Origin of the sequence: Synechococcus sp. SynAce01 (assembly GCF_001885215.1) — a bacterium.
GTDB lineage: Bacteria > Cyanobacteriota > Cyanobacteriia > PCC-6307 > Cyanobiaceae > Regnicoccus > Regnicoccus frigidus.
Window position 1 is genome coordinate 2,661,546 of record NZ_CP018091.1, and the last position, 22,535, is coordinate 2,684,080.

General features: G+C 64.2%; 24 protein-coding genes. 12 read left to right on the forward strand and 12 right to left on the reverse strand.

Annotated elements, in window-relative coordinates:
• Positions 1-12: 12 nt before the first annotated feature.
• A complete protein-coding gene (locus tag BM449_RS13840; protein ID WP_071801713.1) occupies positions 13-1,578 on the reverse strand; it encodes a UbiD family decarboxylase in 1,566 nt (521 codons plus the stop codon).
• 88 nt (positions 1,579-1,666) lie between these two features.
• Between BM449_RS13840 and BM449_RS13845 the strand changes: the two genes are divergently transcribed.
• The 5 genes from BM449_RS13845 to sds all read left to right on the forward strand — a co-directional run bounded on the left by BM449_RS13845 (position 1,667) and on the right by sds (position 6,195).
• Positions 1,667-2,407 carry a 2-phosphosulfolactate phosphatase family protein gene (locus tag BM449_RS13845; RefSeq protein WP_233831381.1) on the forward strand — a complete coding sequence of 247 codons (741 nt, stop codon included), beginning with the start codon at positions 1,667-1,669 and terminating at the stop codon, positions 2,405-2,407.
• A gap of 73 nt (positions 2,408-2,480) precedes the next feature.
• Entirely contained in the window at positions 2,481-3,299 is an 819-nt protein-coding gene (locus tag BM449_RS13850; protein WP_071801715.1) for a carbon-nitrogen hydrolase family protein, read from the forward strand.
• 8 nt (positions 3,300-3,307) lie between these two features.
• Positions 3,308-4,375, forward strand: coding sequence for an N-acetylmuramoyl-L-alanine amidase (locus BM449_RS13855; protein WP_083544578.1), 1,068 nt, complete (start codon positions 3,308-3,310; stop codon positions 4,373-4,375).
• Positions 4,376-5,200: a glutamate racemase gene (murI, locus tag BM449_RS13860; RefSeq protein ID WP_071801716.1), complete on the forward strand. Its 825-nt coding sequence runs from the start codon at positions 4,376-4,378 to the stop codon at positions 5,198-5,200.
• Positions 5,201-5,223: 23 nt separating this feature from the next.
• Positions 5,224-6,195 (forward strand): solanesyl diphosphate synthase, encoded by a 972-nt coding sequence (gene sds / locus BM449_RS13865; protein ID WP_071801717.1) that lies wholly within the window; start codon positions 5,224-5,226, stop codon positions 6,193-6,195.
• Here the strand turns inward: sds and BM449_RS13870 are convergent.
• Entirely contained in the window at positions 6,179-6,562 is a 384-nt protein-coding gene (locus BM449_RS13870) for a DoxX family protein (protein WP_071801718.1), read from the reverse strand. The genes sds and BM449_RS13870 overlap by 17 nt on opposite strands.
• 72 nt (positions 6,563-6,634) lie before the next feature.
• On the opposite strand from BM449_RS13870, the gene BM449_RS13875 reads away from it, so the two are divergent.
• The 3 genes from BM449_RS13875 (at position 6,635) to BM449_RS13885 (ending at position 9,287) form a co-directional block, all read left to right on the forward strand.
• Positions 6,635-7,279 (forward strand): class I SAM-dependent methyltransferase, encoded by a 645-nt coding sequence (locus BM449_RS13875; RefSeq protein WP_071801719.1) that lies wholly within the window; start codon positions 6,635-6,637, stop codon positions 7,277-7,279.
• A 71-nt stretch (positions 7,280-7,350) separates the two neighbouring features.
• Positions 7,351-7,623, forward strand: a complete 273-nt coding sequence (locus tag BM449_RS13880; protein WP_071801720.1) for a hypothetical protein — start codon at positions 7,351-7,353, stop codon at positions 7,621-7,623.
• Positions 7,624-7,673: 50 nt separating this feature from the next.
• On the forward strand, positions 7,674-9,287 hold the full coding sequence (locus tag BM449_RS13885; RefSeq protein ID WP_071801721.1) for a bifunctional aminoglycoside phosphotransferase/ATP-binding protein: 1,614 nt from the start codon (positions 7,674-7,676) through the stop codon (positions 9,285-9,287).
• Here BM449_RS13885 and BM449_RS13890 read toward each other — a convergent pair.
• Positions 9,265-9,555, reverse strand: a complete 291-nt coding sequence (locus tag BM449_RS13890) for a 4a-hydroxytetrahydrobiopterin dehydratase (RefSeq protein WP_071801722.1) — start codon at positions 9,553-9,555, stop codon at positions 9,265-9,267. The two genes, BM449_RS13885 and BM449_RS13890, sit on opposite strands and share 23 nt — an antisense overlap.
• Before the next feature lie 76 nt (positions 9,556-9,631).
• Positions 9,632-10,036 carry a hypothetical protein gene (locus tag BM449_RS13895; protein WP_145536807.1) on the reverse strand — a complete coding sequence of 135 codons (405 nt, stop codon included), beginning with the start codon at positions 10,034-10,036 and terminating at the stop codon, positions 9,632-9,634.
• 84 nt (positions 10,037-10,120) lie between these two features.
• Here BM449_RS13895 and BM449_RS13900 point away from each other — a divergent pair, with 84 nt between their 5' ends.
• On the forward strand, positions 10,121-10,378 hold the full coding sequence (locus tag BM449_RS13900) for a hypothetical protein (protein WP_071801724.1): 258 nt from the start codon (positions 10,121-10,123) through the stop codon (positions 10,376-10,378).
• A gap of 10 nt (positions 10,379-10,388) precedes the next feature.
• Here the strand turns inward: BM449_RS13900 and BM449_RS13905 are convergent, their stop codons facing one another.
• Together BM449_RS13905 and BM449_RS13910 are read right to left on the reverse strand one after the other, a co-directional pair.
• Positions 10,389-11,096 (reverse strand): response regulator transcription factor, encoded by a 708-nt coding sequence (locus tag BM449_RS13905; protein ID WP_071801725.1) that lies wholly within the window; start codon positions 11,094-11,096, stop codon positions 10,389-10,391.
• A gap of 108 nt (positions 11,097-11,204) precedes the next feature.
• Entirely contained in the window at positions 11,205-11,666 is a 462-nt protein-coding gene (locus BM449_RS13910) for a DUF2721 domain-containing protein (RefSeq protein WP_233830819.1), read from the reverse strand.
• A 35-nt stretch (positions 11,667-11,701) separates the two neighbouring features.
• On the opposite strand from BM449_RS13910, the gene BM449_RS13915 reads away from it, so the two are divergent.
• Genes BM449_RS13915 through BM449_RS13925 form a run of 3 tightly spaced genes read left to right on the forward strand, consistent with a single transcriptional unit; the run spans position 11,702 to position 14,536 of the window.
• The gene (locus BM449_RS13915; protein WP_071801726.1) at positions 11,702-13,216 is read left to right on the forward strand and encodes a carboxypeptidase M32; all 1,515 of its coding nucleotides are present in this window, start codon (positions 11,702-11,704) and stop codon (positions 13,214-13,216) included.
• A gap of 29 nt (positions 13,217-13,245) precedes the next feature.
• Positions 13,246-13,833 (forward strand): inorganic diphosphatase, encoded by a 588-nt coding sequence (locus BM449_RS13920; protein ID WP_071801727.1) that lies wholly within the window; start codon positions 13,246-13,248, stop codon positions 13,831-13,833.
• A gap of 16 nt (positions 13,834-13,849) precedes the next feature.
• Positions 13,850-14,536, forward strand: a complete 687-nt coding sequence (locus BM449_RS13925; protein ID WP_233830823.1) for a L,D-transpeptidase — start codon at positions 13,850-13,852, stop codon at positions 14,534-14,536.
• A gap of 21 nt (positions 14,537-14,557) precedes the next feature.
• On the opposite strand, the gene BM449_RS13930 is transcribed toward BM449_RS13925, so the two are convergent.
• The 6 genes from BM449_RS13930 to rpoD form a co-directional block, all read right to left on the reverse strand.
• On the reverse strand, positions 14,558-16,483 hold the full coding sequence (locus BM449_RS13930) for a chloride channel protein (RefSeq protein WP_233830826.1): 1,926 nt from the start codon (positions 16,481-16,483) through the stop codon (positions 14,558-14,560).
• Between the two features lie 91 nt (positions 16,484-16,574).
• On the reverse strand, positions 16,575-17,528 hold the full coding sequence (gene hemC, locus BM449_RS13935) for a hydroxymethylbilane synthase (protein ID WP_071801728.1): 954 nt from the start codon (positions 17,526-17,528) through the stop codon (positions 16,575-16,577).
• A 96-nt stretch (positions 17,529-17,624) separates the two neighbouring features.
• Positions 17,625-18,023: a DUF1824 family protein gene (locus tag BM449_RS13940; protein ID WP_071801729.1), complete on the reverse strand. Its 399-nt coding sequence runs from the start codon at positions 18,021-18,023 to the stop codon at positions 17,625-17,627.
• The gene (locus BM449_RS13945) at positions 18,020-18,688 is read right to left on the reverse strand and encodes a phosphatase PAP2 family protein (RefSeq protein WP_233830828.1); all 669 of its coding nucleotides are present in this window, start codon (positions 18,686-18,688) and stop codon (positions 18,020-18,022) included. The genes BM449_RS13940 and BM449_RS13945 overlap by 4 nt, the downstream gene beginning before the upstream one ends.
• The gene (locus tag BM449_RS13950) at positions 18,685-20,514 is read right to left on the reverse strand and encodes a glycosyltransferase family 39 protein (protein WP_233831383.1); all 1,830 of its coding nucleotides are present in this window, start codon (positions 20,512-20,514) and stop codon (positions 18,685-18,687) included. The genes BM449_RS13945 and BM449_RS13950 overlap by 4 nt, the downstream gene beginning before the upstream one ends.
• Before the next feature lie 146 nt (positions 20,515-20,660).
• Positions 20,661-22,127 (reverse strand): RNA polymerase sigma factor RpoD, encoded by a 1,467-nt coding sequence (gene rpoD / locus BM449_RS13955; RefSeq protein WP_071801732.1) that lies wholly within the window; start codon positions 22,125-22,127, stop codon positions 20,661-20,663.
• Between the last annotated feature and the right edge of the window lie 408 nt (positions 22,128-22,535).

The window sequence follows — 22,535 nt, forward strand, 5'->3', positions numbered from 1 at the left end:
AAGTGCATCGACCTAGGCAGCGCGGGCCGCCAGCCGTTCGAGCACATGCTCAAGCGTGTAACCAAATAGCACCGGATCGGGATCGCAGGCATCGATGTCGGCCAGGCCCAATTCGGCCCAGCGCCCATCGAGATGGGCCTCCAGCTCGGCCGGGCGGCTGAGCGGTTCGCCCCAGGCGTGGCGCTTCTCCGGACCGATCTTGGTGGTGGCGTCGATCGCCAGCCTGCCGCCCAGGCCCAGCCGCTCGCTGGCGAAATCAAGTGAATCGAACGGGGTGTCCTCCAACACGAACAGATCCCGCTGGGGATCCACCTGGGCGCTGATCGCCCAGATCACCTGGCGGGGATCACGGATGTTGATGCTGCGGTCGACCACCACCACGAACTTGGTGTAGGTGAACTGGGGCAGGGCGCTCCAGAAGGCCATCGCCGCCCGCTTGGCCTGGCCGGGGTAGGCCTTGTCGATGGCGATCACGGCCAGCTTGTAGCTCAGCCCTTCCATCGGCAGGAAGAAATCGACGATCTCCGGGATCTGCTGGCGCAGGATCGGCGTATAGATCCGGTTCAGGGCGATCGCCAGCATCGCCTCCTCTTTCGGCGGCCGGCCGCTGAAGGTGGTGAGAAACAGCGGGTTACGCCGCTGGGTGACGCACTGAAAGCGCACCAAAGGTGAAGCCTCCACACCGCCGTAGAAGCCCATGTGGTCGCCGAACGGACCATCGGGCAGCTCCTCTCCCGGGGTGATCGTGCCCTCCAGCACCACCTCGCTGTGGGACGGCACTTCCAGGTCAACGGTTTTGCACTTGGCCAGCCGCACCCCTTCACCGGCATAGATGCCGGCGAACAGCCATTCGGAGAGCTGCACCGGAATCGGCGTGGCGGCCGCCATCACCAGCAGGGGGTGGACGCCGATGGCCACCGCCACCTCCAGGGGCTTGCCCATGGCAGCGGCCTTGCGCAGGTGCCGGGCGCCGCCGCGCACGCTCAGCCAGTGCACCGTCATCGTGTTCACCGACTGGCGCTGCAGCCGGTAGACGCCCACATTGGGTACGCCGGTTTCCGGATCCTTGGTGATCACCAGGCCCAGGGTGATCACCCCGCCGGCATCGCCGGGCCAGGGCCGCAGCAGGGGCAGCGCGTCAAGGTTCACCTGATCGCCCTTGAACACCTGCTGGTGGCAGGGGGGAATCAGGTCGCGGTCGGGGCGGGCCTTGACCACATCCCAGAGCACGCCACCGAAGCGCATCGCCTCCTTGAGCCCCTTGGGGGGGCGAGGCTGCTGCAGCAGGGCAAGCCGCTCGCCGAGGTCTTCGAGCTGCTCGGCGTGTTCCATCCCCATGCTCCAGACCACGCGCTGGACGGTGCCGAGCAGGTTCACCGCCACAGGCATCGGGCTGCCGATCACATTTTCAAACAGCAGGCCCGGGCCGCCGCGGGCCAGCACCCGGTCGGCGATCGCGGCGAGCTCCAGATCGGGATCCACCGGGGCGGTGATTCGCCGCAGTTGTCCGCGCTCTTCGAGCAGGGCAAGAAAGCCGCGAAGGTCGCGTGTTGCGCTCTTTGGCAACGCCACCGTCATAGGGGCAAGGATCAGGTGCTGCTTACTGTGACGCACCTCCCCCTTCGGCCGCGCCGTGCAGATCCTCACCTTCCACAGCTCGGAATCCGTGCCGCCGCTGGGGCCCGAAGCAGCGGGCAACCCAGGCGCTGGATCCAGCCCCGATGCCGCCGTGGTGATCGACGTGTTGCGCGCCACAACCACAATCGCCTGGGCCCTGCAGAACGGTGCAGAAGCGGTCCAGGCCTTCGCCGATCTGCAGGCGCTGGAGGCGGCAGCTGCTGGCTGGCCGGCTGAGAAACGGCTGCGGGCCGGCGAGCGAGGCGGCACTCGGGTTCAGGGGTTTGATCTGGGTAATTCCCCCCTGGCTGTCACGCCGGAGTTGGTGGGTGGCAAACGGATCTTTCTGAGCACCACCAATGGCACGCGCTCACTCGATCGGGTCAGCGGCGTGCCCCTGCTGCTGACAGCCTGTCTGCCTAACCGCAATGCCGTTGCCCAGCGGCTGCTCGAGCAAGGGGCCAGCACGGTCTGGATCGTGGGCAGCGGCTGGGAAGGGGCCTACTCCCTGGAGGACACCCTGGCCGCCGGGGCTGTCACCGCCGCCGCCATCGAACTGGGCCTGAAAAGGGGCGAAACGGTGGAGTCAGGCAATGACGAAACGATGGCCGCCCTGGCGCTCTGGCAGCAGTGGAAGCACGACCCTGAAGCCTGCCTGCGACTGGCCAGCCATGGCAAGCGACTGGAGGCCTTGGGGAACCACGATGCCGACTTCCGCTGCTGCGCGGCTCTGGACAATCTGCAAATCGTGCCAATCCAGACCACACCGGGCGTGCTCAAGGCCAGCTGACGCAACGCCACGGGGGCTGCCTGAGGCCCGGAGCCCCTCCCCTACAGTTCCGCCGACCTGCCCTTCTTCTTCGGTGTCGAGCTTCCTTGCAGCTGCCCTGCAAATGACCAGCACGCCGGATCCGGAGGCGAATTTCACCGCCGCTGAGGAACTGATCGAGCTGGCCGCCAGGCGCGGCGCCGAACTGGTTGGTTTGCCGGAGAATTTCGCCTTCATGGGCGATGACTCCCGCCGCCTGGAGTTGGCTCCCAGCCTGGCCGAACGCTGCAGCCGTTTTCTGGTCACGATGGCCCGGCGTTACCAAGTCACCCTGCTGGGGGGTGGATTCCCTGTGCCGGCCGGCGAGCGCGTCACCTTCAACCGTGCCGAGTTGGTGGGCAAGGACGGCCAGCTGCTGGCCCGCTACGACAAAATCCACCTCTTCGATGTGGATCTGCCGGACGGCAACACCTACCGCGAATCGGAAACGGTTCAGCCCGGCACCGCCCTACCGCCGGTTGTCGATGTGCCCGGGCTCTGCAGGGTGGGCTTGTCAATCTGCTACGACGTGCGCTTCCCGGAGCTCTACCGCCATCTGGCTGGAGCTGGAGCAGAGCTGGTGATGATTCCAGCCGCCTTCACCGCCTTCACCGGCAAGGATCATTGGCAGGTGCTGCTGCAGGCAAGGGCGATTGAGAACACCGCCTACGTGCTGGCGCCCGCGCAGACCGGCTTGCACTATGGGCGCAGGCAAACCCATGGGCACGCGCTGGTGATCGATCCCTGGGGAACTGTGCTGGCTGACGCTGGAGTGTCGGTTGGGCTGGCCGTGGCACCGATCGATACCAGCCATGGCCAAAGGGTCCGGGCCCAGATGCCGAGCCTGAACCACCGTTGTCCCTCGCTGTTCTGAGTCTGAGGATGTTTCATCGACCACTGCTGGGGCCACTGAGCCGCGTTCTGCTGGGCGGTGTAGCCCCCCTGGCACTCCTGCTGGGCTCCCTGCCGGCAGAAGCCGCGAGCGCCCTGGCGGCTTGGCGGATCGCCCGTGATGGGGCGCTGGAGCTGCGTACCTCACCGTCCATCTCGCTCACGGCGTTCTATGAGGCCGGCAAGGGTGGCGTCGGACCGCGCATCTGGATCGATCTGCCTGGTGCCCCCAGCCGCACCCGCAGCATTCGCGGCAACGGGGCCCTCAAGGAGATCCGGATCGGCAAACCCGATCCCAACACCACCAGGCTCGTCCTGGAATTTTTACCTGGCACCCGCTTGAACCCGCGCAATATGCGGCTGGTCGGAACAGCCCGTGATCGCTGGAGGTTGGAGCTCGAAGGCCTCCGCTCCGGCAGCATCGCCTCGCTGGGCGAGGGCAGCCTCGAAGCCCCAACCGTGGCCTGGTCACGGCCGGCCAGCACGGGCCCGCTGCCGTCCGTGCCGAGTGGCCGTTTCACCGTGGTCATCGACCCGGGCCATGGCGGCCCCGATCCGGGTGCGATCGGCATCGGCGGACTGCGTGAGACCGATGTGGTGCTCGACATCAGCCTGCAAGCAGCCAGATTGCTGCAGAACCGTGGCGTGCGGGTTGTGATGACACGCACCTCAGAGGTGGATGTCGACTTACCGCCGCGCGTCTCGTTGGCTAACAGCAGCCGCGCCCACGCCTTTGTGAGCATTCACGCCAATGCCCTGAGCATGGCGCGGCCTGATGTCAACGGCATCGAAACCTTCTACTTCCAGAGTTCCCTCTCCAAGGCTCTGGCCAGCTCTGTACAGAGAGAGGTGGTGGGCGTGTCACCGGGCAGCCCGAATCGGGGCGTCAAACCAGGTCGCTTCTTCGTGATCCGCCGAACCGTGATGCCCGCCGCCCTGGTGGAAACCGGCTTCCTGACCGGAAATCTGGACTCCCCCCGGCTGGCCACGGCCTCGCACCGCAGCCAGCTGGCCAACGCGATCGCCCGCGGCATCCTCAATTACCTGGGGGGAGGCTGAATGGCGGCCCGTATCGGCTTGATGGATAGCGGTGTGGGCGGTTTAACAGTGCTTCGGCGGGTGATCGAATGCCACCCCAATCAGGCCTTCCTTTACCTGGGGGACACGGCGCGGGTGCCCTATGGACAGCGATCAAGCGCCGAAATCCGCTTGATTGCCCAGGAAATCGCGTACTGGATGCGACAGGAACAGGTGGACATGGTGGTGATGGCCTGCAACACCACCAATGCCCTGGCCTTCGACCTGGTCGAAGCCGAGGCGGGCGTGCCGGTCCTTGGCTTGATCGACAGTGTGGCCAGCCAGCTGCGGGCCGATCGGGTGGGGGTTCTGGCCACCCCGGCCACTGCGGCCAGTGGCGCCTATGGCCTGGCCCTGCGTGAGCTGCGCCCTGACACGACGGTGGTGGAAGTGGGCTGTCCGGCCTTCGTCCCCCTGATCGAGGCCGGCAACTTCGATGATCCCCGCCTCAGGGAAGCGGCAACGGCCTATCTCAAGCCCTTGCTGAACGCCCGGGTGGAAGCGATTGTGCTGGGCTGTACCCACTACCCCCTGCTGGAGGAGCTGCTGCGTGACCTGCTCCCCGCCGAGATCACCCTGGTGGACCCAGCGGTGGCCACCGTCGAGCGGCTTGGCGCTCTTCTCCAGCAAGCCCCGGTTCCGGCCAGTTCGCGCTGCGGACTCCACCCCAGCAAGTTGACAACCCACGCCGGCCGTTTCTGCGTCACCGGCGACCCCGACGCCTTCGCTCTTGCCGCCACCCCCTGGCTGGGTTGGCAGCCCCAGGTGGAGAAGGTTGGCCTTCACTCGCCGGTGAGCTCCTCCTAGGATCATCCAGACGGGCGGAGGACATGGCAACGGTTGCGGAATTGCTCCAGCCAGTTGAAAACGATCTAGAAGTTCTGCTCAGTGATCTGCGCAGCTTGATCGGCGCCGGGCATCCGATCCTGCAGGCGGCAGCTGAACACCTTTTCAGTGCAGGCGGCAAGCGCATCCGCCCGGGGATCGTGCTTCTGCTCTCGCGGGCCCTCTCGCCCGATGGCGAGCTCGGCAGCCGCCATCGCCGGCTGGCAGAGATCACCGAGATGATTCATACCGCCTCCCTGGTCCACGACGACGTCGTGGATGAAGCCTCAACCCGGCGCGGTGTCGACACGGTTCATAGCCGCTTCAACAATCGTCTGGCGGTGCTCGCCGGTGACTTTCTCTTCGCCCAGGCGAGCTGGCACCTGGCCAACCTGGACGATCTGGCCGTCGTCAAGCTGCTCTCCCGCGTGATCATGGATCTGGCTGATGGCGAGGTGCGCCAAGGCCTCTATCGCTATGACACCGGCCAGAGTTTCGAAACCTATCTCGAGAAGAGCTACTGCAAAACGGCCTCGCTGATCGCCAACAGTGCCAAGGCCGCCGGCGTGCTCAGCGGCCTGGAGGTGGGCCAGCTCGACCAGCTCAATCGCTTCGGCCGTCAGTTGGGCCTGGCCTTCCAGGTGGTCGATGACATTCTCGACTTCACCGGCAGTGATCAGCAACTGGGCAAACCGGCCGCCAGCGACCTGGCCGCCGGCTACCTCACCGCCCCGGCCCTCTATGCCCTCGAAGAGCGGCCCGCCCTGACCGGCCTGATCGAGCGGGAATTCTGTGAGCCCGACGATCTCTCCCAAGCCCTTGAACTGGTGCGGGGCTGCGAGGCGATCCCCCGCTCCAGGGCCCTGGCCGAGGGCTTTGCAAAGGAAGCCGGAGAGGCCCTCGATTGGCTGCCGAGTTCGGAAGCCGGAACCGCCCTGCTGGCTCTACCCGAGTTTGTGCTCAGCCGCCTCTATTGATCACCCGGCTGCCTGAGGGCTGGTTGGCCACCAACAGCAGCCCACCGATGATCGCCATGTTCTTGAGCAACTGGATCCGCTCGCCCGCATCCGACACCTCGCCGTGGAAGATCAGGCTGGTGGGAATCAGAAAGATCAGCAGCAGCAGGGCACCAACTCGGCTGTGCCAACCACTGATCAGCAGCAAGGAACCCACCGCCAACAGCACCATGGCCAGCGACAACAGCAAAGGAGCGAAGGGGAGTCCTTTGGCACTGATTGCGGCGGAAACGCCAGCGAAGCCTGTCACCTTGCCGAGCAGGGCATGCAGGAAAACAAGCCCAATCAGAACGCGGCCGATGGCATCGACGAGGCGGTGGGTCGTCATGGGGCAGGGCCAAGGATCTTGGCCGGGGAATCACGGCGACCAGTCTGGGGGCAGAGCTGTGGGGATCCAGCCATGAGCGCAACCCTGCTCACGGCGCGGCAGAGGCGAAAGCAAGACGAAGGCGACGACGCCCTCTTTTACGCCGAGCCCCGCTTCGTGCACCATCTCGATGCCGGCTTTCGCCAGCGGCTCACGGCGCTGTACCAGCAACGTCTGCCGCAGGGTGCGGTGCTGCTGGATCTGATGAGCAGTTGGGTCAGCCACCTACCCGAGTCAGGCCACTACGGCGAGGTGATCGGCCATGGCCTCAATGCGGCCGAATTGGCTGCCAACCCGAGGCTGGATCGTCACTTTGTTCAGAACCTCAACAAATCTCAGACCCTGCCGCTGGCCTCGGCAAGCCTGGATGCGGTCTTGGTTGTGGCCGGCTGGCAATACCTGCAACACCCCGAGGCGATCGCCGCCGAACTGGCCCGGGTGGTGCGTCCGGGAGGGGAGGTGATCGTGGCGTTCAGCAACCGCATGTTCGCCAGAAAAGCCCCCGTCGCCTGGCTGGAATCGAGCGACCGTGAGCGACTCACCCTGGTGGGCCAGTTGTTGGTGCAGGCCGGTTGGAGCATCGACGCCGTCATCGCCGAAGACACCCCGGCCAGTGGCCCGCTCGGCTGGTTGGGGGGCAAGGGCGATCCATTTTTCGCCGTGGTCGCCAAGGCCTGATGGCTTCTAGGGCGGATCTCCGTAGGATCGAGTTCAGGAGGCTGCTTCCATCTGTCCGGCAGTTTTTGGTCATGGCGATCGTGCCCTTTCGCTCCACCCTTCTGCTTGTTGCTTTGATCGTTGGTTCTGCTGGCACCAGCTGGGCCGGGTCCAGCACCGCCGACTCGGTCTGGGACGAAGAGAATGCGCGCCAGCGGGCAATCGAGCAGATCCCGGCTGGGGCGGTCGTCGGCACCACCAACTGTGAAAGCTTCTCCGTGGGAATGGGCAACACCCGTTACAGGTGCACGGTGAATTACACCCCGTCGGCAACAGGCAACGAAGCGCCTCCCCAAGGCAACTGACGAACCGTTGGATCGCTTCTGATCGAACACCTTTCAAGCTTCCCCTCTGATTGATCTCTTCTGAACTCTCGCCACTGATCCAGAGCCTCGCCAGGCCTTCGATCTACCCAGCTGAAGCCTGGGGCGATCTGCCGCTTTGTCAGCGTCACGTCGAGCTGATTGAGACCCACATCAGCGTGATTGCGCTAACAGCGCGGCGTGCCTACAAGCTCAAGAAGCCTCTACGTTTTTGGGATCTGCTCGACTACAGCAGCCTGGAGCTTCGCCGTCACTACTGCGAAGAAGAGGTGCGGCTGAACCGTCGGCTGGCTCCCGATCTTTATCTGGGGGTCACCGAACTGGCCACCCCTTCCGGGCCCGAAGCATCGGTGGTGATGCGCCGCTTCGATCCAGCCACCAGCCTGATGGTCCAGCTGGAGGAGGGGCGTGCCGGAGCGCCGGAGCTGCAGGCCGTGGGGCAACGAATAGCCGCTTTCCATGCCGATCACCCCCTGGTTGCCGCCAAGCCGGCCGCTCTGCTGAGGAGCTTTGCGCGGTTTGTACACAGCAATCTGCGCGCAACCCGCGGTTCAGGCGAAGCCCTGATTCCTGAGGCCGTGCACCGGCTGCTCGACCAGCGTCTGGCCATGGCCCTGCGGCGGCAACGGCGTTTACTGCTCAGCCGACTGGAGGGTGGCTGGGCTGTCGATGGCCATGGTGATCTGCGCCTGGAACATGTGTTGATGGACGGCCCGATCGCCGTGATCGACTGCGTTGAGTTCAATGCCGAGCTGCGCCACATCGATGGGGGCTCCGATCTCGCCTTCCTGGTGATGGAGCTGCAGGCCAACGGCCAGGCGGACCTGATCGCCCCCTTGCTGGAGGGCTACAGCAGAACGATCGAGCCCGCCGTTCTCGCCCTGTTCTGCGCCTATCGGGCCCATGTGCGCGCCAAGGTGGCGGTGGTGAGCGGCCGGGAAGCCCGCGGCCAGCTCAGCCTGGCCCTGGCCTACGCCAGCTCTAGCCAGGCCGCACCCGCCCTCATCCTGCTGCGGGGATGCTCCGGCAGCGGCAAAAGCCACCTGGCCGCAGAGCTGGCCCCCTGGTTACTGGCCGAGCACCTGGGCAGTGACAGGATTCGCAAACAACTCCACGGATTGCAGCCACAGCAGCGAACCAGCGGCAGGGAGAGGGAGAGGCTGTATTCAGCCGAAGCCAACCGGCGTACCGAAGCATCCTTGCTGGAGAACGCCCGCCTCAGCCTGGAGCGTGGCCAGGCCGTGTTGCTCGACGCCACTCACCTGCGACAAGACAGCCGCCAGCACGCGATCGCCCTGGCCGAGCAACAGAGATCGCCCTGGTTGATCCTCAACCTCCACACGCCCCAGGGGCTGATCGAGCAACGGCTCAAGCAACGCCAGCTACGCGATGACGACCCCAGTGACGCCGATGGGCCGATCCAGGCCGCCCAGCGCGCCTACAGCCAGCCCCTCACAGCCGCAGAATCGGAGAGAACCATCAATTACCACTTCCGCTACCACCCCAACCGCCCGAACCCTCCAGAAGATCAGGCAACAGCGCCTGTGATCACAGACCCCTTTGCCCTGCTGATGGAGATCTGGACAAGGCTGGCGGCGGCAGGGGGCTCAAGCGGGAGGCCGCTCAGGCTTTCAGCAAGGCGTTGATCCCCTGGGCCAGGTCCACATCGAGGGAGGAGAGTCCATCGGTGTCATGGGTGGTGAGATCAATCGTCACGCGGTTGTAGACATTGCCCAGCTCCGGGTGGTGGCCCATCGACTCGGCAATCAGCGCCACCTGGGTCAGAAAGCCGAAGGCTTCAACGAACGAGTCGAAGATCAAGCCGCGGTGCAACTTTCCGTTCTCCACGCTCCAATCGGGCAGGTCGGTTCCCAGGCTGGCGATCTGCTGGGGAGAGAGGGGCTGGGCAGGCATGGGCGCTTCCGCTGTTCAACAGCTCCAGGTTGGCAAAACAGGGAAGAGCTCGCCATTCCCTCTCGCCCTGCCCTGCTCAGGTGCCGCCCTGTTGATGGTCACAGAGCGCGTGGAGACGGTCGATCATCAGATCCACCTCTGTGTCGAGATCCGTGTCGCCGTCGGCATCGACGCCGATGCTGCTGCGCCGCATCACCTCAGTGTTGATCCGCTCGGCATTGCGACGCGCCAGCCACTGGGAGGGTGTGGCCAGGGCGCCAGCCTCCTGAGCCTGAGCGGGCTCGATCACCCCGCCGAGCTGGGCGAGGGTGGCACCCAGGGCCGCCAGTTCGGCGTTCATGGCCCTGATCTCTTCTTGCAGGGCAACCATCCGGGCACTGAGGTTCAGCATCGCGGCGGCGAGGGCCGGTGCCAGAGCAGGGGTGGGCGCCCCGGTGGTGGAAGCGGGGTCGTAGCCAGGCATCTCCAATCTCCAGGGCACGCAACGGATCCCATGATCCCCCGGGCGTTGGGGGATTCCCCATAGGCTTAAGACACGTGATCGCTTGCCTTCCCTGGTCCGTCCATGCGCTGTCCTTACTCCTTGTCTCCCCTGGCAGCAAGCCTCTGCCTGATCGGCTCCTTGGCGCTTCCCACGGGCGGCGCCCAGGCGCAGGAAGTGGTCCCCAAGCTGCAGGCCATGTGCCCACTTGGCTACGTCGACACCTTCAACGGCAAGTGCAGCCCCCTGGGGGTGATCACCTATACCGTGGCTCCCACGCGCGGTGAGGCCTGCGATTCGGGCTGGGTGAACATCGGCGGCGGCTATTGCCGGCGCCAATAGGCAGGCGGCTTCAGTCCAGCTGATCCCAGCGCACCAGCTGGAGCCGCAGGGCGATCACCGCGGCATGGGTGCGGTTGCGGGCCATCAGCTTCGTTTTCACCGCCTTGCAGTGGCTGCGCACCGTTTCCGGCGAAATACCCAGGCGGCAGGCGATCTCGTCGTTGTCGCAGCCGCGCACCAGCTCCTCGAGCACCTGACATTCCCTGGGCGTCAGCCGTGCCGGGCTTCCATCGATCTGGCCCCGGCTGGTGCGGTGCAGCATCGCCGCCACCGGCCCGTCCATGTAGGCCCCACCGCCGAGCACGGCCTTGGTGGCAGCCAGCAGGTTGCCGAAGCCCACCAGTCGCTCCAGGCAGATGCCATCCGCATTGGATTCGAGTGCGGCCAGCAGCAGGTCGGGGCTGTCCTGCTCAAGCAAAAGCAGAATGGACAGATCGGGATAGCGCTTCTTGGCCTGGCTCACCAAGGCGAGGCCACTGCCCTGCTCCAGCGGATCGGTCACGATCAGCAGATCCGGACGCTCCCGCTCCAACAGGGCCAGAGCCTGCTGCTCGCAGGTGGCGGCGCCGATCCAGCAGGAGGACGGGCCAATCGAGCCGGTGATCAGGCTGATTGTGAGGCGTCGACCACTGGCGATGAGCAGCCGACGATCCCTGAGCAACGCGATCGCTTGCTCGCGTGCCTGATCCAATCGCGCCAACAGCGGGGTCAGGTCCATGGCCTTCAGGTCAGAGATTTAAACGATGCTGCTCCCGCTCCCGTTGGCAAGGCCATATGGGGATTAGCTGACAATGAAGAAGTGGGGCCGACGGCTGGCCGGCGCCCCTCAGTAGCGGTGGGGGTTCAGGGCAATGGCCAGCCGCACTTCGCGCAGAAAAAGCAGCAGGCTTGCGATCAGCGAGAGCATCGCCAACACGAAAATGGGCACCACGATCGCAGCCAGATCAATGACTGCCACCACACTGATGAACAAAACCGCCACAACAACGGCGATCAGCAACGCCGTGATCGTGGCGAACAGGATGGCGCGGTTGATCAGGTAAAGGCGTCGGCGCTGAACCGTTAACACCGACTTCAGCGCCTTGACCTGGCCAATGCTGCCCCGGTCCATCGTCTCTTGAATGATCCTGATGCGGTCGATGATGCGACCCAGCCTTGCCGAAAACGTCCCCAGCAGGCCGGCAATGCCCGTGAGCAGAAAAACTGGTGCCACCGAGAGCTGAATCGCCCGTGACAGCCCGGCCACCGCAGAGGCGTCACTCGGGCCCATCACCAGCTGGCTCGGCAAGACGCTCCAATGTAGCGATAGCAATCTCAGAAACCATGGCCCAACCTGCGTTGGAGACCCTCGGCGCCCACCTGCGCGACACCCGTCTGCTCGGCAGCATTCACAGCACCCTCTACTGGGATCAGAACACGCTGATGCCGCCTGCCGGGGCCTCCTGGCGCGGCGAACAACTGGCCCTGCTGGCCCGCCAGCTGCACCAACGTCAGAGCAGCGACGCCTACGCCGAGCTGCTGGCCGCCGCCGAAGCAAGCGAGCCAGCAGGTGAGGGCTGGCGGCGGAACCTGTCGTTGCTGCGCCAGGACCTGGAGCGGCAACGTCGGCTGGACCCCTCCCTGGTGGCCGAACTGGCGCTGGCCCAGGCCAACGGCTACAGCCTCTGGCAGCAGGCTCGCGCCCAGGCTGACTTCAGCAGCTTCGCTCCGGCCCTGCGCCGCCTGATCGCCCTGCGCCAGGAGCAGGCCCGCCAGCTGGCACCGGTGGAGACAACTGCCGATGGCCAGCCGCGCAGCTGCTGGGAAATCCTGGCCCAGCCGTTTGAACCCGGGATCAGCAAGCAACGCCTCAACCACCTATTCTCTCCGCTGCGTCAGCGCTTGCCGGAGCTGATTGCGCGCTATGCCGGCCCTGGCTCCAGACCCTTCCCCCAGCCCAGCGACCTGCCCGATGCCGCCCAGCAGAGCCTCTGCCTGGAACTGCTGCAGGCCTGGGGGTTCGATGCCGAGAAGGCCGTGCTGGCACGCTCGCCCCATCCGTTTTCCACCACCCTCGGCCCCCGCGATTTCCGCATCACCAGCCGGGTGGTTCCAGGCCAGCCGTTTTCGGCCTTCCTGGCGACAGCCCACGAATGGGGCCATTCCCTCTACGAGCAGGGCCTGCCCCGTCAGGACAACCAATGGTTCGCCTGGCCGCTGGGAGATGCCACTTCGATGGGAGTTCACGAGAGCCAGAGCCTGTTCTGGGAATGCCGGGTGGCGCGCAGCGAAGCCTTCGCCCGGCGCTGGCAACCTCGCATCGCCCAGGCCCTGACCGGCTCGGGATCGTTGTTCCAGGCCCTCAACCCGCGCCGGCCTGGGCTGAACCGGGTGGAGGCCGATGAGCTCAGCTACTGCCTCCACATCGTTTTGCGCTACGACCTGGAGCTGGCCCTGCTGGAGGGCGATCTGTCGGTGGAGGAGCTTCCAGCCGCCTGGAACCGGCAGATGAAGGAGCTGCTGGGCCTCGAGCCTGCAGATAACGCCCAGGGTTGCCTCCAAGACGTCCATTGGAGCGAGGGACTGTTTGGCTATTTTCCCTCCTATGCTCTGGGACACCTGATCTCAGCCCAGCTGGCCGAGGCGATGGAGCGGGAGACAGGCCCGATCGAAGCGTGCGTGGCCGCCGGCGAGGAAGAGAACATGCGGCAGTGGCTGGGCCGGCACGTTCACCCCCTCGGGCGCAGCGTCAGCAGCGAGGAGCTGGTGGAGCGGGTCTGTGGCAAGCCCCTGGGCCCGGAGGCTTTTCTGTCCTATCTCGAAACGAAGCTGGAGAGACTCGCGGCCTGGGATTCGTAGACTCCGCAGCGCAACCTTGCCCTTGCTCCATGGCGAACATCGACCATGCCCCCAGCCGGACGATGCTCAATCTGCTGCACGTGTTGCCGGCATTCGCCGATGAAGCAGAGCTGCGTCTCAACGCGATCGTGGAGCTCAACTCCAACACGATCAACAAATACGAACTGATCACCGAAACCGGCCATCTCAAGCTCGATCGCGTCGGCTACTCCTCCCTGGCCTATCCCTTCGCCTACGGCTGCATTCCCCGCACCTGGGACGAAGACGGTGACCCGCTCGACATCGAGATCGTGTCCGTCACCGAGGCGTTGGTGCCAGGCAGCCTGGTGGAGGCTCGGATCATCGGCATCATGACCTTTGACGACGGCGGCGAGGTTGACGACAAGGTGATCGCCGTTCTCGCCGACGACAAGCGGGTGGATCACATCACCAGCTTCGAGCAGCTCGGCGCCCAATGGGTCAAGGAAACCACCTACTACTGGGAGCACTACAAAGACCTCAAGAAACCAGGCACCTGCAAGGTCAACGCGTTTCTCGGGGTGGATGAGGCGATGCGGATCGTCAAAACCTGTGAGGCGCGCTACAACAGCGAGATCGAGGCCAAACTCGTCAACTGACCGTCAACGTCGTCCCATGCCCTCCCAGCCTCCCCGCTCCAACCGTGCCGGCGCCAAGATGCGACGCCTGAGCAACGCTTCCTCAATGCTGAAGGCCCTGGGACTGAGCCTCGGCTTGGGCATGCTCCCGGCCCAGGCCCAGAACAAGCGGGCCCCCGCATGGGAAACGGTCGGTGCCGCCACGGCCCCGGCTCCGGAGGCTCCCTCCAGCCCCGCTGCAACGTCAACGGCCATCCCGACAGCGCCGCCGGCCGTAGTGCCCACACAGGCCCTGCCCACCCCCACCGCGATCGCCGTTCCGATCAGCGAATCCAGAATCCTGCTGGCTCTCGGCCGGCGTGAGATCCGTCTGGAGCGCGATGGCAAGATCTACGGCCCCTGGCCCGTGGCGATCGGCGATCCCAAGACCCCCACACCCACGGGCACCTTTGCCGTGAAGAACAAGGTGGTCAATCCTCAGTACGCCAGCACCAGGACCGGCAAGGTCAACCCCACGGTTGGACCGAATGGACCACTCGGCGATCGCTGGATCGGCTTCAAGACCCAGGGTCCCAACCAGTTCGGCATCCACGGCACGCCTTGGCCCACCTGGGTTGATCAGCGCGCCGCCGTCACCAATGGTTGCGTGAGGATGAAGCACGAACACGTGCGCAAGCTCTTCGACCTGGTGGATCTCGGCACCGCTGTTGTGATCACCCGCTGATCAGGCTGTGATCGTCTGAAATCATGCCGTCATCGCCTGATCAAGAACGGCCTGCCTGGCCAAAGCCCTGGCCAGGCTGTCACGGCAGGCCAGGCCGAGCAGGTCTTGCACCCGTAATCCTCCAGCTGGTAGGCCGTCAGGCAACTTGGCCCCAAACCTGCCGTTGATCCCTTCCTGCCACTCAAATACCGGTAGCTGACGCAGGCCATTGGGGCTGAGCTGATCCTCGAGTTCGGAGAGATTGGCCGTGCTTGGCAGCCAGATCAACTCGGAGCGACGGCAGCCGATCAAGTTGAGCTCCAGCTCTTCAGCCTCAGTCCCAGCAGCAGTACGCAGGGCCAGGGCCTGAGCCGTGATCGCCCGTTGCAGATCAGTGAGGGTCAGCAGGCCGACCACCCAGCCCTCCTGCTCGATCAACAGGCAATGGCCTCGCTGCTCAATCAGCCGGGCCAACGCGAGCTGCGGTGTCAGCGCGGCAGGCAGAACCAGGGGAAGATCCGGCTCCAGTGCCGCGCTGATGGCCAGGGCCGACAGGCCGCGACGGCGCTGCTCCTCCTGAGGATCAGGGCCCAGCAATCCAGGGTCAGCCAGACCTAACCAGCGCTCCATCAACAGGGCACTCAGTCCGGTGGCGGCCATCAGCGGCAGGACGATGCGGATGTCGTGGGTGAGCTCAAACAGCAACAGCAGGGCCGTGAGCGGTGCCCTGGCACTGCCGGCCAGCACAGCTGCCATGCCCACCATCGCGTAGGCCGGTGGTTCGGCAACGGCCCAATGCAGGCCGCTCTCGCCCAGCCACTGGCCATAGCAATTACCCAGCACGGCCCCAAGGAACAGGGAAGGAGCAAAGCCACCGCCGACAAAACCCGTGGCATTGCTGAGCCCGGTGGCCAGCAGCTTCACGACCAGCAAGGCCAGCAAGCTGGAGAGGGCAAGGCCGCTCTGAGTGCCGAGCAAGGCTTCGATCGTGTCGTAGCCAACCCCGAGCACCTGGGGAAAGCCCAGGGCCATTACTCCCACCCCTAGCCCACCGAGGGCATTGAGCAACCAGGGATCGAGCCGTTCCAGCTGGCGTTGGACCGGCCCACTGCGGCCTGCCGCCAACAGGCTGACCAAGGCCCAGGACATCAGGCTGGCCAGCACCCCGAGGCCGAGGTAAAGCGGCAACTCCAACAGGGAGCGCACCTCATAGGCGGGCAGGCGAAATATCGGCTCATCGCCAAGGCACAGCTGGGTGATCAGGGAGGAACTCACTGCCGCCACCAGCACCGCGCGCAGGCTGGCCCGCCCTGGAATCGCGCCCGAGACCCCTTCAAAAGCGAAGAAAACGCCAGCGATCGGGGCCCGGAAGCCCGCCGCCAGCCCTGCCGCCAGGCCCGCTGCCACCAGAGCTTTCTGGGATTGCGGCGAGAGCGCTGCACGCACACCCACCCAGAGGCCGATGTTGCCGCCGCCCTCAACACTCGGACCCTCAGGCCCGAGTGAGGCGCCACTGCCCAGGCTCAAGGCTGCTGTCACCAGCCGCAGAAACGGCAGCTTCGGTGCCGCCGGCACCAGACCATCAGCCATCGCCATCAAGCTGGGCAATCCTGGACCCAGGTCTTTGGCGCGTTGACGCAGGCCACCAACGAGCACCCCTCCCAGCATCGGCGCCACCAACACCGGCCACAAGCTCAGCCAGTTGAGAGCCTGGGGGACCGCCGGCTCCGCCAAAGGCGCCGGTGGAGGCGGCAGAAAGCCGATCCCACCGAGGCCGATCTGCAGTAACGCTTGGAGTGGCGTACTGGCTTCGGGGTCTGGACTGAAAACCTCGAGGGGGGCCGGCTTGGCTGCCAGTGTCCCCACCAGCCCCATCACCCCCTCGACCAGGCCGCCGAACAGGAACCGGTTGGTGAAGCCCAGCAGAACGTGAAAGCCCACCACGGCAGCACCGCTGAGAACCCCCACGAGAGCCGCCCAAGCCAGCAGATTCCATTGGAAAGGAGCCGCCCTGAGCGGACCCTGAGCAGGGGCCTCTGCACCCTCCTCGCCAGCCTCCTCAGTGACCGCGTCCGACGGTGGCAAAGATGTCCTCCAGGATCTCTCCTGCTCCCTGGGAGCGCAGGCGCTTGGCCAGGTCGATCCCGATCGCTTCTGGTTCGATGGCTGCGCCGCGAGCCTGATCACGGATCAGGCGCTGGCCATCGAGGCTGGCCACCATGCCGGTGAGCACGAGCTGCTCGCCCTCAAAGCTGGTGTTCACGCCAATCGGCACCTGACAACCCCCTTCCAACTGGCGCAGAAAGGCCCTCTCCGCCAGGCAGCGGCGGGAGGATGGCGTGTGCTCCAACGCCTTGAGCTGGCTGATCACGCGGTCATCGCCATGGCGGCACTCGATACCGAGGGCTCCCTGGCCAACGGCATGCAAGGAAATGGAGGGGTCGATCCGTTCATGGATGCGCGCCGTCAAACCGAGGCGTCCCAGGCCCGCCGCCGCCAGGATCAGGCAGTCGTACTGGCCGGCATCGAGTTTCTCCAGCCGGGTGATGACATTGCCACGCACATCCTTGAACACAAGATGGGGAAAGTGGTGACGGAGTTGGGCCAAGCGGCGCAGGGAGCTGCTGCCCACCACACTGCCTTCGGGCAGTGTGGCCAGGGTCTTGTCCTGATGCTTGGCGTGGACCACAAGGGCATCGGCCGGATCTTCCCGTTCGGTGATACAGCCAAGGATCAAACCTTCAGGCAGGTTCGTGGGCAGGTCCTTGAGGCTGTGGACAGCAATATCAGCCCGATCGAGCAGCATCTGGGCCTCCAGTTCCTTGGTGAACAGGCCCTTGTCGCCGATCTTCGCCAAAGCGACATCGAGAATCTTGTCGCCTTGGGTCGCCATCGCCTCGACGCTGATCTCCAGGTCGGGGTGAGCCTTGGCCAGTTCATCGCGCACCCAATGGGTCTGCACCATCGCCAACTGGCTGCGGCGGGTGGCGATGCGCAATGTGGAGCCAGCCATCAAGTTCAGTCCTCGAACCGGCCACAGGGCCGCTCAACACCCGTCAAGCCTAAGGACCGATGGGCCTCGGCCTGCTGGACCGCTTCAAGATCGTGATCAGCCAAAGAAATCGAGGGGAAAAGGCCCCCAGGTGCCCTCAGCCGCTGAATCGTCCGGCTGGTGTCCGGTGATCAACAAGCCCTCACCAAGGCCGGTTTCGCTGCGCAGCCGATAGAGGCCCGTCGCTTGATTCCCCTTGAGAAAAACCGGACCCGCAGCGGGCTCGTCGCCATCTACCACCAGGGGGGACCAGCCCAGGGCCTGTTGGCAGGAGCCGAGGGCCTTCACCGCGGCCGTCGTCGATGGGGCCATCACCCCAATGGTGAACCAGGCACAACCGGCCAGGCGGGCCGCCAGCTCCTCGCTCAGACGCTGCCGTTGCGGGGCCTCAAGCATTGGAGCTGTGCGCAGGCCGCAGAGAGCGGAAAGGGAGTCAAGGCTGGGGGAGGTGGTCAAAGCGGAATGCCGCGGTTCCGTTCACTCTGGCTGGCCAGGCTGACCTTCCAACCGGTTAGGCAGATGGTCAGCCAGATGAAGCCCACTGCAGCGCCAGCGACGATGTCGGTGAACCAGTGGACACGGCAGTAGAGGGTGCTGATCCAGATCAAAGCGACCCAAAGGGTGGATCCCAGGTAGAGCGGCTGGCGCAGGTGGGGATAACGCTTCGAGAGAATCGCGCACATCAGGAAATAAAACACCACCGCCCCGGCCGCATGGCCACTGGGGAAACTGCGGCCACTCACCTCCACCAACCGGCCGAGGGGCCGGGCGCGATCGAACAGAGGCTTCAACCATTGATCGACGATCAAAAGGATTCCCGCCGTACCGATCGCCAGCCAGGTCAGATCGTTCCAGGCCCTCTTCAGGCTCAGGAACAGCAAGGAAGCCATCACCAGCAAAGCCGTGACCCGGGTTCCACTGACCTGATACACCACCACAAGAAATCTGCCCAGGGGGGCGGGGATGGCGTCACCCAGCCAAAGAAGAACGGCTTCATCGGCCTCCGGGCTTTTGTCGTTGCCGATCGTCAGCTCAATCGCGATGACAACGGCCATGGCCGCCAGACAGGCCAGCAGCCGCCACGGCCCTAGGCAGCGGAACCAACGACGGAGGCCGCTCAAGGCTGGGACCGACCTGCCAGATCGGCACGGTTCACACGCCACAAGCGGTGGTTGCCGCGATCCGCGATGGCTTGAACAGAGGAGGGATCAAGGTCGAAACGGCGCAGATTGCGTTCTTCTCCGAATAACAAAACAGTGGAAGCAGCAGCGCTTTCAGCCGATCCAGCAGAGGTGGCATCTGGGCTGCGGCTGTTGTCATTCACGCTGTTGTCATTCCCACTGTTGCTAGGTCCACTGCTGTTGCTCCCACTCGTTTTGTTCCTGCTGGTGTCGTCGTCGCGCAGGTGCTCTCTTGCCCCTTGGACACTGTCAAAGAAGCTCACAGGTTGCTTGCTGTAATACACAACGCTGTATCGCATATAGCCGATCACAAGCAGTTCTTCGTTGGGCTCTGACACCTGTCCAGCCAGCACCGCCAGATCTTTGAGCGGTTGTTGGCGCTGGGCCTGCATTAAGGGAGCCAGGCCTGGCACCACCAGCAGCAGCAGGCCGGCGAAGCCCAGCAGATTCGGGGCCCAGAAACAGCGCGGCGACCCTTTTTGAACCAGTAGAGAAAAGAACCCAACAGCAGCGACAGCCAACACGAGCGCGAGCACCAGTGGCAGGCCTGAGCTCTCCAGAGCCTGGGCGAAATCCGGGTAGGCCGGATCGGTGGCCGCCCAGCGTGGTGCAAAGGCAGCGGCAATCGCCATCACCGCGAGCACCAAGGCATTGAAGCTGCCCATCCAGCGCTGGGGCCAATCAGGGCCAATGGCCCTTGGCGGTGACCCGCGCAAGGGGATCCAATACAGGCTGATCAGCAGCGCTCCTGCAGGCACCAGCGGCAGGATGTAGCCAGCCAATTTAGTGGCGGCGGCGGAGAAGAACAACAACACCACCAGGAACCAGACCAGGCAGAACGGGGCCAACTGGGAAGCTCTGGGCTGCTTGCGCCACCAGCCCAGCCGCCAGTAGCCGAGCCTGGCGACGGCCAGGGGCCAATAGAACGACCAGGGCAGCAGCAGCAGCAGGCACCAAGGCAGATAGAAGTACCAAGGCCCGGCGTGGCCGTACAGCACGGAGGTGTAACGCTCCAGATTGCTGAAACCGAAAAAACCACCCAGAAAGGCCATGCCATGGGCTTGGGCAGCCAGCGCGTACCAAGGGGTGGCCACAGCAAAGAAAAGCAGGGCCATCGCCAGCATCGGCATCTGGCGCAGCACGACCCATAACTGCCCCTGCAGCAGCAGAAACACCACAATCACCAGACCTGGCAGCACCAGCCCTACGGGCCCCTTGGCCAGCACCGCAATGGCGCTGAACACTGGCATGGCGACATAACCCAGCCGGCGCAACCAGGGCCGTTCCTGTTGGCTGTAACTGAGGAAGAAACCAAATAAACTGAGGCTTATCGCGCTCGCCAGGAACATGTCGGTCACCGAGCTGCGGCCCCAACCCACCCAACCAGGATTGAGGGCCAACACGGCGGCAGCAAGCCAGGCCCGTCGCCAGCGTTGCCCGCTTGCCTCGTCGGGCCCAGCGATGGTCAGGAGCAGACCAAAGCCAGCTAACACAACAGAACTTGCAGCCAGGGCCACCGGTAGCCGGGCTGCCCATTCCGACACTCCGAAGATTCGGAAACTGAGACCCACCATCCAGTAGCCCCAGACGGGATAGTCAAAGAAGAGCTCGTTGTTCCAGTAAGGGGTAACCCAGTCGTTGCGCAGCATCATCTGATGCCCGACTTCAACGAACAGGGCTTCGGTTTTGTCCATCAGGCTGAGGGTGCCCAGATGGTTGAAGAAAGCCAGCCAGCAGAGCAACCCCAGCCCCACAAGGCTGATCACAGCCAACCGCCAGGGAGATCTGCCCAGCGACGATCTCGACTTCAGCACAGACGCCTGGACATCATTCAAACGATGATCACGCAGATGAACCATCCCGACCGGGTCATGGATTGGGGGGGAGGCTACCAAGCAGTGAGACCAAGGTCTTACTTGATGTATTCCTTGAGCACACCGTTGCGGTTGGGGTGGCGCAGCTTGCGCAGCGCCTTGGCCTCGATCTGGCGGATGCGTTCCCTGGTGACATCAAAGATCTGGCCAATCTCTTCAAGGGTTTTCATGCGGCCATCGTCGAGGCCATAACGAAGGCGGAGCACGTCACGCTCCCTGGGGCTGAGCGTTGCCAATACGCCCTCCAGATCTTCCCGCAGCAGATTCTTGGCCACATCTTGCTCGGGATTCTCAATATCGGCTTCGATGAAATCACCGAGGCGTGAATCCTCCTCCTTACCAATCGGAGTTTCCAAGGATATCGGCAGTTGGGCCGATTTGGCGATGAAACGAAGTTTTTCGATCGTCATCTCCATGCTTTCAGCGATCTCCTCTTCCGTTGGCTTACGGCCGAACTCTTGACTGAGAACCTTGGTGGTTTTCTTGATACGGGAGATGGTTTCGTAGAGGTGAACCGGCAGACGGATCGTGCGGCTCTGGTCAGCAATGGCGCGGGTGATCGCCTGACGGATCCACCAAGTGGCATAGGTGGAGAACTTATAGCCCTTTTCGTGGTCGAATTTCTCGGCGGCACGGATCAGGCCCAGGCTTCCTTCTTGAATGAGGTCCTGAAAGGAAAGCCCCCGATTCATGTACTTCTTGGCGATCGACACCACCAGGCGCAAGTTCGACTGCACCATCTTCTCCTTGGCCCGCCGGCCCAGCATCAGCCGGCGACGGAACTTCAGCAAGGTCATGTCAACGAGAACGGCCCACTCCTTCACATCGGGGTAGTGACCGTTGTCCTGCTCGAACTGGTTCGCCAGTTCCTCAAGCAGCAGCAGGTCGGCGATCTTGCGCGCCAGCTCGATCTCTTCGTCTGGGCGCAACAGACGGATACGGCCGATTTCCTGGAGATAGACCCGGATCGAATCCTCGGTGTACACCCCTTTGGGTCCCACCTTGATGCTCGCCAAGGCCTTGGCCCCAGCGGCTTTCTTTTCCTTGGTCGCCGTCGCGGCATCGGCCGCTGTCAACAGTTGTTCGGCGGCGCTGTCCTGCTGCTGGCTCGCAGCGGCGGAGGCAGGAAGGGAGGCACCCACCTTGGTCTTGCCGGAGGTCTTGCTGGCAACCGCCTTACTGGAAACCGCTTTTCCTGAAGCCGGCTTCGCGGAGGAGGCTTTGGTTGTGGAGGTTTTGGTCGTCGAAGTTTTGACGGCGGCAGCCTTCGCCGCCGGAGGCTTACGGGTGCGCGTCACCTTGTTGGAGGCCACGGCAGGGGTCTCAGCCGTGCTGGGCTCGGCTGCCGCCTTGGACTTCGAGCTGGCCTTGGCTGCGGAATCCTTTGGCTTGCTTCGTGAAGCCTTCGGCTTTGCCTCGACACTCACCCCTGCTCCCGAAAGGGAAGCGACCGTGAGAATTTCCTGGTCGGGCTTCTTGGATTTGACGGCGGCGACAGGACTCATAAGAACAACAGAAGAAAGTAGAGGCGGGAGGGAGAAAGGGGGAAGGAAACGCCGGCGAGGTGGTTTCGAAGTGCTTCTTCACGGCAACGACGCACCAAGGCTGGGGAAGGCATCAGTAGAGACACTCCCGGTCCGTCAACAGATAGAGATTGAAACGGGACCGTCGGCCTCTCAGAACACAATCAACCAGACCAAACGACAAGGATCGACACGGATGCCAATGCAGGGTTGTCAGGGGAGGTCGCAGACTGGGAGGCTGGATGGAGGGTGACTCCAGTCGCTGCTCACTTCAAGTCTTCCCACTGGACGGAACACTGCCGGATCCGACTGCAGCTTCATCAACTGCTCAACACCCTCATTCTAAGAAAACTGTTTGGGGTTTGCAAGGAAACGAGCGGATGCGACCAC